A 15,340-nucleotide genomic window follows, 5' to 3' on the forward strand; every position below is an offset into this window, starting at 1 on the left:
GTCACAGTTTTTCCAGGGCGTCGACGTAGCTCTCCAGCTCCCGCGTCTTGGGCGCGCGGCGGCCGCGGTCGTGCAGCGCCGCCCAGAGCGGATCGCCGAGCAGTTCACGGGCGCGCCGCGGGTCCGATTGACGGGTGATCCCGTGTCGCAGCCGCAGCCGCTCGTCGGTGAGCTCGGCCAGCACCGGCAGAACGTTACGCGAGTAGAGATCCGGGTCGTCGTGCGCCCTTTCCAGGGTCTGCTCCCACCGCCGGACGGCGGCCCGCAGAGCGTCCCGGCCGGCGCGGTCGCCGGACCCGCGGCCGCGTCCGGAGCGCTTGGGGAGGGCCGGGGCCTGGACCCATTGGACGGCGAGCACGACGAGGCGGAGCGCGACCAGCGCGGTCACCACGAAGACGACGGAGATGTCGACGTCGGACGACCGGAGCGCGGCCACGATGACGACGGTGAGCAGGGTGACGACGACGAGGTTGACGAGGATCCAGGAGAGCAGCGACCGCCGCTTCTCGACCGGCGTCTGCTCCTCGGCCGCCGCCGGCTCCTCGCGGTAGCCGAAGAGATCGTCCAGGCTGCCGTCGGGCATCATCGGGCCGCCACCTCCGACGGGGCGCCCAGGTCCGCGCGCAGGCGTTGCAGGGCCTCGCGGGCCTGCCGGCGCATCCGGTCGTCGACGGTGTGCGTGGCGTAGCGGGCCTCGCGGTAGACCTCGAGGAGAGCGGCCAGCACGGCGGCGTCGACCTGCTGCTCGTTGAGAAGGCGGCCGACCAGGTCGGTGGGGCTGTCGCCGGGATGCCGCGGGGTGCCGGCGGCCGCGGCGGCCTGCTCCAGGCGTACCCAGCACGCGATCACGGCGCGGCGGGGGTCGCGGTCGGTGTCGGACAGCTCCTCCAGGCCGGCGTCGAGAGCAGCGACAAGTTCCTCGGCCGTACCCGGCTGGCCCTTCGCGCGCTTGCGGCTTTTCGGGTTTTTTCCCTTTTTCGTACGACGATCGCGGATCAGCGCGTAGACAACCAGTCCGACGAGGACGGCGGCGATGACCCCGAAGACGACCAGGGCGACCGTGCCCACCCAGTCGGGCAGCCCGCGCGCCGGCTCCGGCTCGGGCGGCGTGGTCGCCTGGGCCGACGGCACCGTGGTGGGCAGGATCGGCTGGTCACCGACCGGTTCGTCACGCACGATCTCGTCGAGCTGGGCCTCACTGCGGGTGGCGGCCAGCGAGGTCACGAAGAGCAGCACGAGGACGGCGGCCAGAGGCCACCAGCGACGCACCGCAGCGAGATCCACGTCTTGTCTCCATCACAAACCGGCCAGCTCTTTGGCACGCGCGAAGACGTCGTCCAGCATGGCCGGGGTGAGCTTACCGGTGAACGTGTTCTGCTGAGACACGTGGAAGCACCCCAGCAAGTCGGGCACTCCCGGCAGGCTGACATGCGCCCCGTGCCCGAACTTCGGCCGGGGCACCGGCGGCCGTACGCCGTAGACCGCCCTCATCGCAGGCCACCACGCCTGCCAGGCGAAAGCACCGAGCGCCACCACGACCCGCAGGGTCGGCCGAATCAGGCTCAACTCCCGCTCGGCCCACGGCGCGCAGGTGTCCCTTTCGTCGGGAAGCGGTTTGTTGTCCGGAGGTGCACAACGCACCGCGGAGAAGATCCGCAGATGCCGCAGGGCCAGCCCGTCGTCAATGGACACGCTGGTCGGCTGATTGGCCAGCCCCGCCCGGTGCAGAGCCGCGAAGAGCACATCCCCCGACCGGTCCCCCGTGAAGATCCGCCCCGTCCGGTTTCCGCCGTGCGCGGCCGGCGCCAGCCCGAGAATCGCGATCTCGGCGTCGGCGTTGCCGAAGCCCGGGACCGGCCGCCCCCAGTAGTCCCAGCTCCGGAAGGACGCACGCTTGGTGGCGGCCACTTCCTCCCGCCAGGCCACCAGCCGCGGACAGGCGAAACAGTCCGAGATCTCCTCATCGAGCACGTCGAGAGACGCGGCCCCCGCCGCACACCGCACAACGTCTTCCCTAGTACGCGCGTTACTCACCCACCCAGCACAGCATCCGCCGCGCGGCCGCCGCACCCGGGGTGGCCGCCGGCGGTGTCAGGCCTTGGCGGGACGCAGGCAGAGCAGGTAGCCGCCGTCCTCGCGGCTGCCCAGGACCAGGAAGCGCTCGCCCTCCTTGAAGAACTTGTCGCAGGAGGTGGACTTGGGGTCGCTCTCGCCGTCGACGCGGGCCACCACCGAGTAGGCAGCGTCGGAGGAGGCACAGTCGACCACGTCGGCGCGGGTGCGCTCGGTCTTGTCCTCGGGAATGTCGGTGTCGGCGGAGACGCAGTCGCCGGCCTTGGCTTCCTTGGCGTCGTCGCCGCCGAAAAGGGCGGAGACGATGCCGCCCTTGATGATGCCGAAGACGACGACGGCGACGAGCGCCAGGCCGATCCGGAGGATGAGCTTGCCGGCGCCGCGCTTCTTCTCGACCGGGACGGGAGTGAGGGGCGGCGGGGCTTCACCGGCGTTCGGCGGCGGGTAGCCACCGGCGTTGGGCGGCGGAAAACCGGGCTGGCCCCCGGCCGGCGGGTAGCCGGGCTGGCCACCGGGCGGCGGGTAGCCGGCTGGCTGGTAGCCGGCTGGCTGGTAGCCGGGCTGGGTTCCGTCCGGGGCGTAGGCGGGCTGCCCTGCGGGGGCGTAGCCGTGCTGGCCGCCGGCGGGCGGGTACCCGGGCTGGCGTTGAGCACCGGCCGGCGGGTAACTCGGCTGGCCCTGGGCGGCGGCGGGCGGGTAACCCGGCTGGCCCTGCGCGGCGGCCGGCGGGTAACCCGGCTGGCCCTGCGCGGCGGCCGGCGGGTAGCCGGGCTGGCCCTGCGCGGCGGCCGGCGGGTAGCCGGGCTGGCCCTGCGCGGCGGCCGGCGGGTAACCGGGGTGGTTCCGGGGTGGCGGGTAGCCGGGCTGGCCCGGGCCGGGCGGCGGGTAGTCGCCGCCGAACGGCGGGACGGGGTTGCTCACTGGGGTGGTTCCTTTCCGGGGGCCGGTCGAGGGGGTCGACCGATCGCAGAGGGACCCTAACGATCGGCCGGGACCCGACGCGACCCCGTTACCCAGCTTTCATCGGGGGCTTCGGCTGCTCGGAGCAGGGGTGGGCGAGGCCGAGGCGCCGGACGGCGCCGGGGCGGCGGCAGGCGTCCGGCCGGGGCTGGGGTCCGTGGCGCTGGGGCCGGTGGGGCTGGGATCGGCGGGGGCCGGCTCGCCGTTCTCCAGGAAGCTCGGGCGGGGGTCGGCGGACGGGGCCGGGCCGAAGGGCGCGTCCTGCGGGCAGTACGGGTAGCCCAGGTTGCGGGTGTGCCAGGTCTCGCCGGTGTTCGGGTCGGTGCAGTAGCCGCCGCCGAACTGGACCGCGTTGCCGTTCTGGTCGAAGACGCGCGCGTTGGGGACCAGGGTGCCCTTCTCGTCGTACACGAAAAGGTCATTGATCGTGTTGTACGGGTTGCTCTCCTGGTAGCTGGACACGTCGCTGAAGCCGGGGCCACGAACGCCGTTGTCGGCCGCGGTGAAGCCGGCCAGGCCGAAAATCACCAGGACGGTCGTCCCCGAATAGAGTGCCCACCGCGGCCATTGCGACAGCTGGACGCCCCTCTTGCCCAGCAGGATCGAGCCCGCCACGCCGACCGCCAGCAGCATCAGCGCGATGACGTTGCTGCCGCCGACCCGGGGCAGCAGGCCGGGACTGCCGCCGCTGCTGTCGAGGATCATGGCCAGGGCCATCGCCACCAGGTAGCCGCGCAGCACCCACCAGGCCGGGCGCAGCAGGGTCAGGAACTCGCTGGCCCTCGGGTAGCCGATCAGCGGGCCGACCTTCACGTCGGCTCGGTCGAGGACCGGCATCACCTTGGCCCGGATCTCGGCCGCCGTCACCCAGGCGCCGCGCGGCGGGTCGGGGAAGCCGCCGACGAAACCGGCCGTGGCGCGCAGCTCGGCCGCGTACGCCGCCGGGGTGCCCAGCCGCTCGGTCAGCGTGCCCGTGCCCTCGGCCCGCACCTCGGCCAGGTGTTCCGGAAGGTCCTCGAGGAGCTCGTCGCGGGTCGCGTCGGGCAGGTCGGCCAGCGCCTGCCGGACCCCGGCCACGTACTCGGCAATCTCGTCCTGCTCGGTGATGTTCACGCCGCTCCCCGCTCGCGAAGAAGATCGTCCATGGTGGACGCGAAGCCGTTCCATACCTTGGCCGACCGTTCCAGCTCGGCCCGGCCGGCGGCGTTCATCCCGTAGTACTTGCGGTGGGGGCCCTCGTCGCTGGGCACCACGTACGTGGTCAGGAATCCGGCCGCGAACAGCCGCCGCAGCGTGCCGTAGACCGAGGCGTCACCGACGTCGTCGAGGCCGGCGGCCCGGAGCCGGCGCAGGATGTCGTAGCCGTAGCCGTCCTCGTCGCGCAGCGCGGCGAGGACGGCCAGATCCAGCACGCCCTTGAGGAGCTGGGTGGTATCCACGCGGTGCACAGTACTGCGCACTGCGAAATACCGTCAAGAACGCCACCACGCATCGAGCGGCGTCACCGGCACCGCCCGCTTGTGGCGGGTCGCGAGAAACAAGGACTCGACACGGTCCACCACCGCGGCGGACACGTCAGCGCCCTCGAGGTAGTCGTCGATGTCGGCATAGCGGACACCGAGCGCCTCCTCGTCCGGCAGGGCCGGCCGGTCGTCCTCGAGATCGGCGGTCGGCACCTTCTGCCAGCACGAGGCCGGCGCGTCCAGATGACGCAGCAGGGCAGCCCCCTGGCGCTTGGTCAGGCCGGTCAGCGGCGTGACGTCCACGCCGCCGTCGCCGTACTTGGTGAAGAAGCCGGTGACCGCCTCGGCCGCGTGGTCGGTGCCGACGACCAGCATGTTCAGCTGGCCGGCGACCGAGTACTGGATCACCATGCGCTCGCGGGCCTTGATGTTGCCCCGGACGAAGTCGCGCACCGGCTCGCCCAGGCCCGCCGCGGTCTCGGCCGCCACCGCGTCCGAACTGGGCTTGACGTTCACCGCGATCGACCGGTCGGGTTCGATGAAGCGCAGCGCGATCTGCGCGTCGTCCTCGTCGGCCTGCACGCCGTACGGGAGCCGGACGGCCACGAACGTCGCGTCGTGCCCCTCGGCCCGCAACTCGGCCGCGGCCGTCTGGCACAGCTTGCCGGCCAGGGTGCTGTCCTGGCCGCCGCTGATGCCGAGCACGAAACCCCGGGCCGGGGTCGACCGCAGGTAGTCCTTGAGGAAATCGATCCGCTGCCGGATCTCGGCCGCCGGGTCGATGGACGGCTTGACGCCGAGTTCGGCGACGATCTGCTGTCGAAGGTTGGTCATCCCACCAGTTTGTAGGCGATCCCGTCGAGAATGTCGTGTTCGGAGGCGATCACCGAGGTCTGCCCGGCGCGTTCCATGATGATGCGCAGGATCAGCGCACCGCCACCGATCACGTCGGCCCGGCCCGGATGCATCACGGGCAGTGACCGCCGTTCGGCCACGGACATGGCCAGGATTTCGGAGGTGACCGCCGCTACCTGCTCGTAGGTGACTCGGGCGTGGTGGATGCGGGAGGGGTCGTACGACCCGAGGCCCTCGGCCAGAGCGACGACGGTCGTGACCGTCCCGGCCAGCCCGACCAGCGTCTTCGCCTCCTGGCCGGGCACCGCGGCGAGTGCGACGTCGACGGCGGCCCGGATGTCCCGTTCGGCCGCGTCGATCTCGGCGGCGGCCGGCGGATCCCCGTGCAGGTGACGCTCCGTCATGCGGACGCAGCCGATGTCCATCGAGATGGCCCGGTCGACGTCGGTACTGCCCGTGACGAACTCGGTCGAGCCACCGCCGATGTCGACGATCAGGTAGGGCGGCTCGGCCGACAGCCCGGCCACGGCGCCGGCGAACGACAGCCGCGCCTCCTCGTCGCCGCTGATCACCTCGGGGTCGACGCCGAGCACGCCGCGGACCATGTCGCGGAACTCCCGCGCGTTGTCGGCGTCCCGCGACGCCGAGGTCGCGCACATGCGCACCTTCGCCACATCGTGCGCCTCGATCTCGGCGGCATAACCCACAAGAGCTTTGCGGGTACGGGCGATGGCCGCGTCCGACAGCCGGCCCGTCCGGTCGACGCCCTCGCCGAGCCGGACGATCTCCATCTGGCGCGTGACGTCGGTCAGGCCACCGCCGGCCACGTCCGCGATGAGCAGGCGGATCGAGTTCGTCCCGCAGTCGATCGCCGCGACTCTCATAGGTGCAGCAGCATTCTCGTGTTTCCCAACGTGTTCGGCTTGACCCGTTCCAGATCGAGGAATTCGGCCACACCCTCGTCGTACGACCGCAGCAGTTGCTCATAGACGGCGTGCGGCACGGGGGCGCCGTCGATCTCGGTGAACCCGAACGAGCCGAAGAAGCTGGTCTCGAACGTGAGGCAGAAGACGCGGGCCACGCCGACCTCGCGGGCCACGTCGAGCAGCCGCTCCACGATCCGGCGGCCGATCTTCTGCCCCCGGGCCGACGGGTCGACCGCGACCGTGCGGATCTCGGCCAGGTCCTCCCACATCACGTGCAGGGCGCCGCAGCCGTACACCCGGTCACGGTCGTCGACGGCGACCCAGAACTCCTGGACCGACTCGTACAGGGTGACCGTCGCCTTGCTCAGCAGCCGGCGATCGGTCGTATAGGTGTCGACGAGATCGCGGATGGCCCGCACGTCCTTGGTCCTCGCGCGCCGGATCTCCACGCTAGGAATCCTTGCGTACACAGGGCCCGTCGGCCCACCACGGCTCCACCGCGTCGCGCACCTCGTCACCGAACGGGTTGATGCCGCGGCCCACGGCCAGCGCGTGACCGAGGTGCACATGCAGGCATTTCACCCGATCGGGCATGCCGCCGGCGGCGACGTGGGCGATCTCGGGCACGTCCTGGATCGCCTTGCGGCGGGTCACGTAGTCCTCCGCCGCCTTCCGGTACTGCTCGGCGAGCTCGGGGTCGGTCGACAGGCGCTCCTGCATGTCGCGCATGACCCCGGCCGACTCCAGCCGGCTGCACGCGGCGGTGGCGTGCGGGCAGGTCAGGTAGTACAACGTGGGGAAGGGGGTGCCGTCCTCCAGGCGGGGCGACGTCTCGACGACGTCGGGATTTCCGCACGGGCAGCGGTGCGCGATGGCACGGGTGCCCCGGGGACGGCGGCCCAATTGGGCCTCAACAATATCGAGATCGTCTTCCAACGGTTTTTCATTCTGTTTTCCGCTGCGGGGAAGCTCAGTCATGTTATTCAGAAGACTCCGCGTCAGCGGCTCGAACGCTGTTCCACATGGTGTCGTACCAGGGGCCGGATGCGGCCGCCGGATCTTTCTGCCCGGCCTCGGCGGCGGCGCCGGCCGGGTCGTTCAGCACGAGCAGGGGCGTCTCCCCCGGCCGTACATAGAAAAGCTTCTCGCGGGCCTGGGCCCGCACATACTCCGGGTCGTTCCATTTCTGGAGCTCTTGCGACGTCTGTGCGATCTTTTCGCGCTGGGTGGCCTGATCGGCCTCGAGCTGCTCGATCTGCGACCGTTGCGCGAGGTAGACCCGCAAGGGATAGGTGTACGCCAGGGCCAGCGCGATCAGCACGATGATCAGCACCGTGGCCCGGCCGGTGAGCGCGCGCGGGCGCGGCGCCACCGTCCGTTTCGTGGTGCCCCGGCTGACCGTGACCGTGCGCCGGGAGGCCGACGGCCGGTTGCGCTGGATACGGGTGGAGCCGGTGGTCCGCACGCGCGCCGAACCGGGGCGGCGGGCCGGGCCCTGACCGCTCGGTGCTCGTCGCTGTGTCGTCACCCTGCTCCCCCGCTCGGCTGTGGGTTTGTGGCGCCCGCTCGGAGAAACCTATGCCCCGCAAAGCGGGCGCCACAACTCCATGATCTAGCGGGCGTTCGTCACGCCGTGCGGTAACGCGGGAACGCGCCCGCACCGGCGTACCGGGCCGCACTCTCCAGCTGCTCCTCGATGCGCAGGAGCTGGTTGTACTTGGCGACGCGGTCGGAACGGGCCGGCGCGCCGGTCTTGATCTGGCCGCTGCCCACCGCGACGGCCAGGTCGGCGATCGTGGTGTCCTCGGTCTCGCCCGAGCGGTGGCTCATCATGGTCGTGAAGCCGGCCCGGTGGGCCAGGTCGACCGCGTCGAGCGTCTCGGTGAGCGAGCCGATCTGGTTGACCTTGACGAGCACCGAGTTGGCCGCGCCCTCGGCGATGCCCCGGCCGATGCGGGTCGGGTTGGTCACGAACAGGTCGTCGCCGACGATCTGGATCTTGCTGCCGAGCTCGGAGGTCATCGCGCTCCAGCCGGCCCAGTCCTCCTCCGACAGCGGGTCCTCGATCGAGACGATCGGGTAGTCGGCGGCGAGCTTGGCGTAGTAGGCGATCATCTCGTCGGTCGACTTCGGGTTGCCCTCGAAGACGTACGACCCGTCCTTGTAGAACTCGGTCGCCGCGACGTCCATGGCCAGCACGATGTCGGTGCCCAGCGAGAAGCCGGCGGCCTGCACGGCCTCGGCGATCAGGTCGAGCGCGGACGCGTTGGACGGCAGGTTCGGCGCGAAGCCGCCCTCGTCGCCCAGGCCGGTCGAGAGGCCCTTCTTCTTCAGGACCGACTTGAGAGCGTGGTAGACCTCGGCGCCGGTGCGCAGCGCCTCGCGGAACGTCGGCGCCCCGATCGGCGCGATCATGAACTCCTGCACGTCGACGTTCGAGTCGGCGTGGGCGCCGCCGTTGAGGATGTTCATCATCGGCACCGGCAGGACGGCCGCGTTGGGCCCGCCCACGTAGCGGAACAGGGGAAGCTCGGCGGAGAGCGCGGCGGCCTTGGCCACCGCGAGCGACACGCCGAGGATCGCGTTCGCGCCCAGCTCGGACTTGTCGGCCGTGCCGTCCAGGTCGAGCATCTTCTGGTCGATCAGCCGCTGCTCGCTCGCCTCGTAGCCGAGGAGCTCGTCGGCGATCTTGTCTTCGACGTTGGCGACGGCCTTCTCGACACCCTTGCCGAGGTAGCGGCCCTTGTCGCCGTCGCGCAGCTCGATCGCCTCGAACGCGCCCGTGGAGGCGCCCGAGGGGACCGCGGCGCGGCCGACCGTGCCGTCGTCGAGCCCGACCTCGACCTCGACGGTCGGGTTGCCCCGGGAGTCCAGGATCTCGCGGGCGACGATCGCTTCAATGGTGGCCATGTGTCGTGTCGCTCCCTTTGTGTAACGCTGCCGTTCACCGACCGCGACCCTGCGGCCGACCACGGCAATGAGCGTATCGAGCCCGGATGGCGGGCGTACGCGCGGTGGGTGAAAAGGCTAAGGTCGCCGCCCGGCCTGCCGATGACACCGGCACTATGAGCGCACCCCTGCTTCCCGCCGACGGGTCGTACGTGGAGATGACCTCCTTCGGCGAAACGATGCCCGAAGTCCGCGTCGTGCAGTCGGCGGGGACGGTGATCACACTGTCCCTGGCGGTGGCCGACCTCCCGCCGGCCCACTCGACGGTCACGCTGCGCTGGGCGGCGGCTCCGCGCGGTCGCTACGCGCTGTCCGCCCAGGTGATGGCGATCGACGGAAACCGGGTGGACCTGCGCTTCTCGGGCGAGCCGGCGATCGAGCAGAGCCGCGACTACGTGCGCGGCGGCGGCGGGGAGCCGATCGTGCTGCTGCTGGAGGGCCAGGAGCCGGCGCAGGGCCAGGTGCACGACCTGAGTGAGCACTCCGTACGGGCCCGCTTCACCGACGTCACGGTCCGCCCCGGCGACGAGGTGACGCTCCGCATCCAGCTGGACGACGAGATCGTCGTCATTCCGGCCCAGGCCACCAAGGTCAGCTCCATGCGTCAGCAGGTGCCGGCCCGGGGGCCGCTTCAGGTGGAATTGGTGGCGATTTTCCCGGAAATCGGCGAGCATCAGGCCACAATCGTCCGTCGATACATTTTGCAGGCCCAGCTGCGGGCCCGCGCCCAATACTGATTTGCGGCGGGTTGCGCGCGTAGGCCAAGGTGTCAGTCGTGCCTGATGTTCCGCGCCTTACCGTCGCCGGCCTGCTCGCCGCCGGCGCCCTGCTGCTCGGCACGACCGCCTGCACCGGCCTCGACGAGGCGAGCGCGGCCGGCCCCACCCGAGACGACCTGATCTCGGAAACGGCGGCCCAGCTCGCGGCCGGCGACACCCTGACCTACACGGCGACCTACCACCTGACCGGCGGCGACACGGCGACGATCACCCAGGAGCCCTCGCGCTCCTCCTACGTCTATCCGGGCGGCCGCCTCATCGTCACCCCGACGGCGACGATCAGATGCCAAGGCGTTTCCTGTACGAGGTCGGCGCCCGACCCGGCCGCGGCGGCCACCCTGACCGGTGCCCTGGTGACCCCCGAGGCCGCCCAGTCGATGCTGACCACGGCCGCCCTCGACCCCGAGGTCGTCTCCACCCAGCGCGACACGACCATCGCCGGCCGCCACGCCACCTGCCTGTCCCTCAAGGAGGTGTCGGGCACCCCCACCAGCGCCTTCGACCTGTGCGTGACAAACGAGGGAGCCCTGGCCAGCTTCGCCGCCACGATCGCCGGCAAAAAGGCCGACATCACCCTGACCTCCCTGACCGACGACACCGACGCCACCGCCTTCGCCGTCCCGCCCAAGGCCAGGCTCACCGCCGACCGCTGACGCCCGGCCGCGGTGATCAGTTCGGGGCGCAGAGCACGTCGTCGATGAGGCGGGTGGTTCGCTGCTGGACGGCCTGGGCCGTCTCGTCGGAAGCGGGCTGGGTGGTCAGCGAGAGCACCACCACACGGGTGCCGGTACGGCTTACGGCGTTGGCGGTGTGGGAGCCGGGGACGTCACCGCCGTGGGACCAGTAGCCGCCGCAGCGGTTGGGGGTGAACTCGATGCCCAGGCCGTAGCGGGTGCCGTCCTGCCACGTCTCGGCGGGGACCGTACGGTGCATCTCGGCCATCTGGCGTGGGGGCAGCAGGCGGCCCTGCTGCAGGGCCTGCCAGAAACGGGCCAGGTCGGCGGGGGTGGTGACGAGGCCGCCGGCCGAGGCGGCCACGGTCGGGTTCAGCACTGTCGTGTCGTGCCGCGGGCCGCCGGGGGTCCACTGCTGGTAGGCCGTGGCGTGCGGGGACGGCAGGGTGGCCCGGTCGCCGGGGTAGAAGGTGTGCCGCAGGTTCAGCGGGCCGACGATGCGCCGGTGGACTTCCGACGACCACGTACGGCCGGTGACCCTCTCCACGATCATGCCGGCCAGGATGTAGTTGGTGTTGGAGTAGTCCCAGCTCGTGCCGGGGGCGAAGACGGGCTCGTGCTTCATCGCGACGGCGACCAGATCGGCCTGGCCGTAGTGGTCGAGGCGGTGCGCCAGATAGCCCTCGTACGAGTCCAGGCCGGCCAGATCGTTCGTGTAGTTGTAGAGGCCGCTGGTGTGCTGCAACAGCTGCCGGACGGTGATGCGGCGGCCGTCGTTGCCGTTGCCGGTGACCACGCCCGGCAGCCAGCGGTCGACCGTGTCGTCGAGGGCGAGGCGGTGTTCGGCGGCCAGCTGGAGCACGACCACCGCGACGAAGGTCTTGGTGTTGCTGCCCATCCGGAAGTAGCCGTCGGCCGGCGCGTCGCCGGCCCGGGCGCGGTCGGTGTCGCCGCCGGCCCGGCTGAGGGCCTGCACCCCCGTGATGCCGATCCGGTGCAGATCGTCGGCGGCGGACTGAAGCCGGTGGTTTCCCCTCGCGGCGGCGGCCGGGGCGGCGGCTCCGGCGACGAGGGTCGCCACCAGGGCGGTGGCGACACCCCACTGCATATGACGTTTACGCATGACTCGACCGTACGAACGCTATCGACGCCGCCCTATCCCGTAGGCCCCCCGACGACTGGTGGTGCTACGTCTACCTGGTCAGGCGGAAGCTCTGGGCGGCGGTGCCGTTGCAGGCGTACTGGACGAGCTGGACGCTGTCGGCCTGGGAGGCGGCGGGGACGTCCAGGCACTTGCCGCTGTTGCGGTTGACGAAGTGGTAGTAGCCGCCGCCCTCGCTGACGGGCTGCCATTGCTGGTTCGCTCCACCGCCGTACGACCAAGTCTGAATCTTGGCATTGTCGGCTGTGGACACATTGGTCACGTCGAGGACCTGGGCGGCGGCGGCACGGTGGGCTATGCGCACGTAGCCGCTGTCGGCCGGGGTGAACTGGTACTGCTGGGCAGTGCTGGCGTTGCAGGCGTACTGCTGAATCGCCGTGCCGTTGACCGTGCCGGCGGAGCGGGCGTCGACGCACTTGCCGCTGTTCTTGTTGACGACCGGATACCAGGCGGCGGGGTCGATGGGCTGCTCGGCCGGAGGCTCGCCGCCGCCGCTCTGGCCGGCCAGCCACAGGATGCTGTTGATGAGCCACTGGTTCTGCTGAGGACTGGCGAAGGTCGAGGACGTACGGGTGTTGGTCTCGTAGTTCATGCCGTTGTGCCCGAAGTTCGTGTAGATCATCTTGTAGTTCCGGTTGGACCAGATCAACGGATAGTAGCCGGAGCGCCACTGCTGATTGGGATCGGTGCCGACCGGGAAACTCGACGCGTCGATCGAGGCCAGGATGTCGATGTCCGGGTTCTGGCGCAGGTCGCGGCTCCACGAATACCACTCGCTGACCGACGACGGGATGGTGGCGGGCAGGGACGCGGTGGTGGGGTGCGTACGGTCGTCGATGCGCAGCGTCTCGGCGGTGGGCCCCCAGGTGTTGGTGGCGAAGTTGCCGGAGCCGAGGAACGTGTTGTAGTACCAGGACCACTCGCCGGCGTTGGTCGTGAAGGCGCTGACGTGGAAGCCGAGCCAGGCGCCGCCGTTCTGCATGTACTGCTGGAAGGCGGCCCGCCGGTCGGCCGGCGGGGCGTCGTCCAGGAACATGACGACCTTGTAGCCGGCCAGGCCGGTCGCGCTGAGCCGGCTCCAGTCGGTGGTGGCCTCCCAGGTGAAGCCGTTCTGGGCGCCGGCCTGCGGGAACCATTCCCGCGCTTCCTTGTCGAAGTCGATGTGCGCGGCATCCCACGTTCCGTTGTAGAACGCGAGCACCTTGAACGGCGCCGCCGCCCGGGCCGCGGTGGGCACGACAAGCACGGCAGCGGCCGCGAGCAGAGCGATGAGGACACGTCTGAGCAGACTCATGTCAGATACCTCAGGGTTCTCGGGGATGTCGGGGACGCGGCCGCTGACACCCATCCTGAAGCATCGACAGAGGTTGATTCAAGGAATAGTTAATGTAATTTTCTATTCGTCGACGCCGTCCGGCTCGACGATCACAAGCGGTCGGCGGTGGTCACTGAAGGCGATGGCCTGCCGGGAAGTCAGCTCCTTGGTCGTGATGACCACGTCGATCGAGGTGATATTCCCCCGCCCATCGGCTGCGACGGTGCACCCAACGGAAGGTAGCCGGACTTCGCCGGAAGCGCTCGTACCGTGAGTGGCGCGCTCGACGAAGGTGACGTGCCGGGTGAAGGTGCCCAGACCCGGGGGATCCTGCTCGTCGCGTGGTCGATGGTGGCGTAGTCGGCGCTGACGGGAGTCCACGGTTCGCAGCCGCCGCAGCGCGGCCCGGCACTCGTCCTTCACGTCCGGGCCGCTCGTCGCCGGCGTGCGTACTTACGGCTCGGCTCCTCCCCGTCGCAGGAGGTGCAGCCGGCCAGCAGCGGGCAGTGGTTTCACCGCACGACACTCCACTGTCGACAGCGATCGTAGGGGGCCGGCGGCCGGGGTTAGACGCCGAGGAGGGTGCGCAGGTGGCGTGTGGGTGGGGAGCCGTGGGCGAGCATGGCGTCGTGCCAGGCCTTCGGGGTGGCGCCGAAAGGACGGGCGGCGGCCAGGGAGGCGACCTCGGTGTAGCCGACGAAGTAGGTGGAGAGCTGGGTCGACGTGAGCAGCGCGCGGCGCCACTTGCCGGCGGCCTCGCCCTCCTCCTGGAAGCCCGGGCCGGTCATCAGGGCCATGGCCTCGGACTCGGGGAGTTCTTCACAGTGGACCAGCTGGTCGATGATGGCGTTCAGGCTCATGCGGAGCTGCATCTTGAGCTGCTGCAGCCGCACCGGCAGGCCGCCGAAGCCCAGGTCGGCCATCACCTCCTCGGCGTACACGGCCCAGCCCTCGACGAACGGGCCGGACCAGCCCATCGAGCGGACGCGGGTGGCGGCCCGGAAGCGGCGGGCGTGCGCGAGCTGCAGGAAGTGGCCGGGCATGGCCTCGTGAACCGTGAGGTCGCGGATCATGTGGTCGTTGTACTCACGGTAGAACGACTCGACCCGCTCGGCCGGCCAGTCGGCGGGGGCCGGCGAGATGCAGTAGAAGGTGGGTACCTCGGCGGTCTCCAGCGGGCCGGGCGGGTCGCAGTAGGCCACGGCGACGCCCCGGGCGAACTCGGGCATCTCCTCGATGACCAGGGGGTCGTCGAGCAGGGTGAGGACGTCGTGTTTGCGGACGAACTCGGTGGCCTCGTCCATCGTGACGCGGGCCAGCCCGACGATGGTGTCGTCGGCCGGGTGCTGGGCGGCGAGGCTGTCCAGGGCGCGCCGGACGGTCTCGTCGGTGGCCGGGCCGCCGACCAGCTCGGCCGAGGCCCGGCGGAGCTGCTCGCCGACCCGGGCCAGGTTTTCCCGGGCCCGGGACAGGACCTCGGCGGCGGGCAACTCGGTGTCGAGCGTGTGCCAGAGGCGGGCCTCCCAGAGGCGGCGGCCCAGGCGGGGATCGCGGCCGGGATCGTTGCTCTCGAGGCGGGCGCGGAGCCAGCCGTCGAACTCGGCCAGCGCGGCCAGCGCGGTGGCCGCGGCCGGCTCGACGGTCGCGGCCAGGCCGGGCTCCTGCTCGAGCAGGACGGGCAGCTCGTCGCGGATCAGGCCGGCCGTGCCGGCGAACTGGCCGACAGCGGTCTCGGCGTGGATCCGCGGGACGTCGCGCAGCACGGCCCGGGCGGTGGCCAGGGCGTCGGGGATCGCGGCGAGGCGGCCGGCCACGCTGGCCAGGCGCTCCTCGGCGGGGGCGAACTGGCGCGACAGAAGGGCGTGCAGCAGGGGGCCGGGGTTGTGGTGCAGCGGGTTCCACTCGTGTTCGCGGACGTCGGTCGCCTCGAACAGGCCCCGCTCCACGATCGCGGACAGGATCGCGTGGTCGACCTGCTCCTCGGGCTCGAGACCGTCGGCGTCGACACCGGACAGGGCGTCGGCCGCGTCGCGCAGCATGGCCACCTTGGCGCTGACGGCACCCGGCGACAGGTCGGGCATGCGGTCGTCGAAGCGGTGGTCACCCGTCTCGGTGGCGAGCCCGGGCTCGGACTCGAGGATGGCGTCGACGATGCGCTCGGCTAGCGGTACGAACTCCGGCATG

The 15,340-nt window shown here is 70.9% G+C and carries 18 protein-coding genes; 2 read left to right on the forward strand and 16 right to left on the reverse strand.

Annotated elements, in window-relative coordinates; genetic code table 11:
- Position 1: 1 nt before the first annotated feature.
- The 12 genes from ACGFJ7_RS09585 to eno all read right to left on the reverse strand — a co-directional run bounded on the left by ACGFJ7_RS09585 (position 2) and on the right by eno (position 9,187).
- Positions 2 to 586 (reverse strand): hypothetical protein, encoded by a 585-nt coding sequence (locus ACGFJ7_RS09585; RefSeq protein WP_360245119.1) that lies wholly within the window; start codon positions 584 to 586, stop codon positions 2 to 4.
- On the reverse strand, positions 583 to 1,284 hold the full coding sequence (locus ACGFJ7_RS09590) for a DUF4129 domain-containing protein (protein ID WP_360245122.1): 702 nt from the start codon (positions 1,282 to 1,284) through the stop codon (positions 583 to 585). The genes ACGFJ7_RS09585 and ACGFJ7_RS09590 overlap by 4 nt, the downstream gene beginning before the upstream one ends.
- Positions 1,285 to 1,296: 12 nt before the next feature.
- Positions 1,297 to 2,034 (reverse strand): uracil-DNA glycosylase, encoded by a 738-nt coding sequence (locus ACGFJ7_RS09595; protein ID WP_392641787.1) that lies wholly within the window; start codon positions 2,032 to 2,034, stop codon positions 1,297 to 1,299.
- Positions 2,035 to 2,091: 57 nt separating this feature from the next.
- Entirely contained in the window at positions 2,092 to 2,994 is a 903-nt protein-coding gene (locus ACGFJ7_RS09600) for a hypothetical protein (RefSeq protein WP_392641789.1), read from the reverse strand.
- Positions 2,995 to 3,093: 99 nt separating this feature from the next.
- Complete coding sequence (locus ACGFJ7_RS09605) at positions 3,094 to 4,146, reverse strand: HAAS signaling domain-containing protein (RefSeq protein WP_392641791.1); 1,053 nt, start codon at positions 4,144 to 4,146, stop codon at positions 3,094 to 3,096.
- Positions 4,143 to 4,472, reverse strand: a complete 330-nt coding sequence (locus tag ACGFJ7_RS09610; protein ID WP_360245134.1) for a PadR family transcriptional regulator — start codon at positions 4,470 to 4,472, stop codon at positions 4,143 to 4,145. The genes ACGFJ7_RS09605 and ACGFJ7_RS09610 overlap by 4 nt, the downstream gene beginning before the upstream one ends.
- A 33-nt stretch (positions 4,473 to 4,505) precedes the next feature.
- Positions 4,506 to 5,330: an ammonia-dependent NAD(+) synthetase gene (nadE, locus tag ACGFJ7_RS09615; protein WP_360245137.1), complete on the reverse strand. Its 825-nt coding sequence runs from the start codon at positions 5,328 to 5,330 to the stop codon at positions 4,506 to 4,508.
- A complete protein-coding gene (locus tag ACGFJ7_RS09620) occupies positions 5,327 to 6,235 on the reverse strand; it encodes a Ppx/GppA phosphatase family protein (RefSeq protein WP_360245140.1) in 909 nt (302 codons plus the stop codon). The genes nadE and ACGFJ7_RS09620 overlap by 4 nt, the downstream gene beginning before the upstream one ends.
- Positions 6,232 to 6,726 carry an amino-acid N-acetyltransferase gene (locus ACGFJ7_RS09625; protein ID WP_360245143.1) on the reverse strand — a complete coding sequence of 165 codons (495 nt, stop codon included), beginning with the start codon at positions 6,724 to 6,726 and terminating at the stop codon, positions 6,232 to 6,234. Before ACGFJ7_RS09625 ends, ACGFJ7_RS09620 begins: the two co-directional genes overlap by 4 nt.
- 1 nt (position 6,727) lies before the next feature.
- Positions 6,728 to 7,255, reverse strand: coding sequence for a DUF501 domain-containing protein (locus ACGFJ7_RS09630; RefSeq protein ID WP_392641794.1), 528 nt, complete (start codon positions 7,253 to 7,255; stop codon positions 6,728 to 6,730).
- Position 7,256: 1 nt separating this feature from the next.
- Entirely contained in the window at positions 7,257 to 7,805 is a 549-nt protein-coding gene (locus ACGFJ7_RS09635) for a septum formation initiator family protein (RefSeq protein WP_392641796.1), read from the reverse strand.
- 98 nt (positions 7,806 to 7,903) lie between these two features.
- Positions 7,904 to 9,187, reverse strand: coding sequence for a phosphopyruvate hydratase (gene eno / locus ACGFJ7_RS09640; protein ID WP_360245152.1), 1,284 nt, complete (start codon positions 9,185 to 9,187; stop codon positions 7,904 to 7,906).
- A gap of 155 nt (positions 9,188 to 9,342) precedes the next feature.
- Between eno and ACGFJ7_RS09645 the strand changes: the two genes are divergently transcribed.
- Both ACGFJ7_RS09645 and ACGFJ7_RS09650 read left to right on the forward strand, forming a co-directional pair.
- Entirely contained in the window at positions 9,343 to 9,963 is a 621-nt protein-coding gene (locus tag ACGFJ7_RS09645) for a PilZ domain-containing protein (protein ID WP_360245155.1), read from the forward strand.
- 38 nt (positions 9,964 to 10,001) lie between these two features.
- Entirely contained in the window at positions 10,002 to 10,658 is a 657-nt protein-coding gene (locus ACGFJ7_RS09650) for a hypothetical protein (protein WP_360245158.1), read from the forward strand.
- 16 nt (positions 10,659 to 10,674) lie between these two features.
- Here ACGFJ7_RS09650 and ACGFJ7_RS09655 read toward each other — a convergent pair whose 3' ends face one another.
- The 4 genes from ACGFJ7_RS09655 to ACGFJ7_RS09670 all read right to left on the reverse strand — a co-directional run bounded on the left by ACGFJ7_RS09655 (position 10,675) and on the right by ACGFJ7_RS09670 (position 15,339).
- Complete coding sequence (locus ACGFJ7_RS09655; protein WP_392641799.1) at positions 10,675 to 11,802, reverse strand: serine hydrolase domain-containing protein; 1,128 nt, start codon at positions 11,800 to 11,802, stop codon at positions 10,675 to 10,677.
- A 70-nt stretch (positions 11,803 to 11,872) separates the two neighbouring features.
- Positions 11,873 to 13,135: an RICIN domain-containing protein gene (locus ACGFJ7_RS09660; RefSeq protein WP_392641801.1), complete on the reverse strand. Its 1,263-nt coding sequence runs from the start codon at positions 13,133 to 13,135 to the stop codon at positions 11,873 to 11,875.
- A 102-nt stretch (positions 13,136 to 13,237) separates the two neighbouring features.
- Positions 13,238 to 13,579: a hypothetical protein gene (locus ACGFJ7_RS09665; protein ID WP_392641803.1), complete on the reverse strand. Its 342-nt coding sequence runs from the start codon at positions 13,577 to 13,579 to the stop codon at positions 13,238 to 13,240.
- Between the two features lie 143 nt (positions 13,580 to 13,722).
- Positions 13,723 to 15,339, reverse strand: a complete 1,617-nt coding sequence (locus tag ACGFJ7_RS09670) for a DUF885 domain-containing protein (RefSeq protein ID WP_360245167.1) — start codon at positions 15,337 to 15,339, stop codon at positions 13,723 to 13,725.
- Position 15,340 lies beyond the last annotated feature (1 nt).

The sequence above is a fragment of the Actinoplanes sp. NPDC048988 genome, from assembly GCF_043197815.1.
Taxonomy (GTDB): domain Bacteria; phylum Actinomycetota; class Actinomycetes; order Mycobacteriales; family Micromonosporaceae; genus Actinoplanes.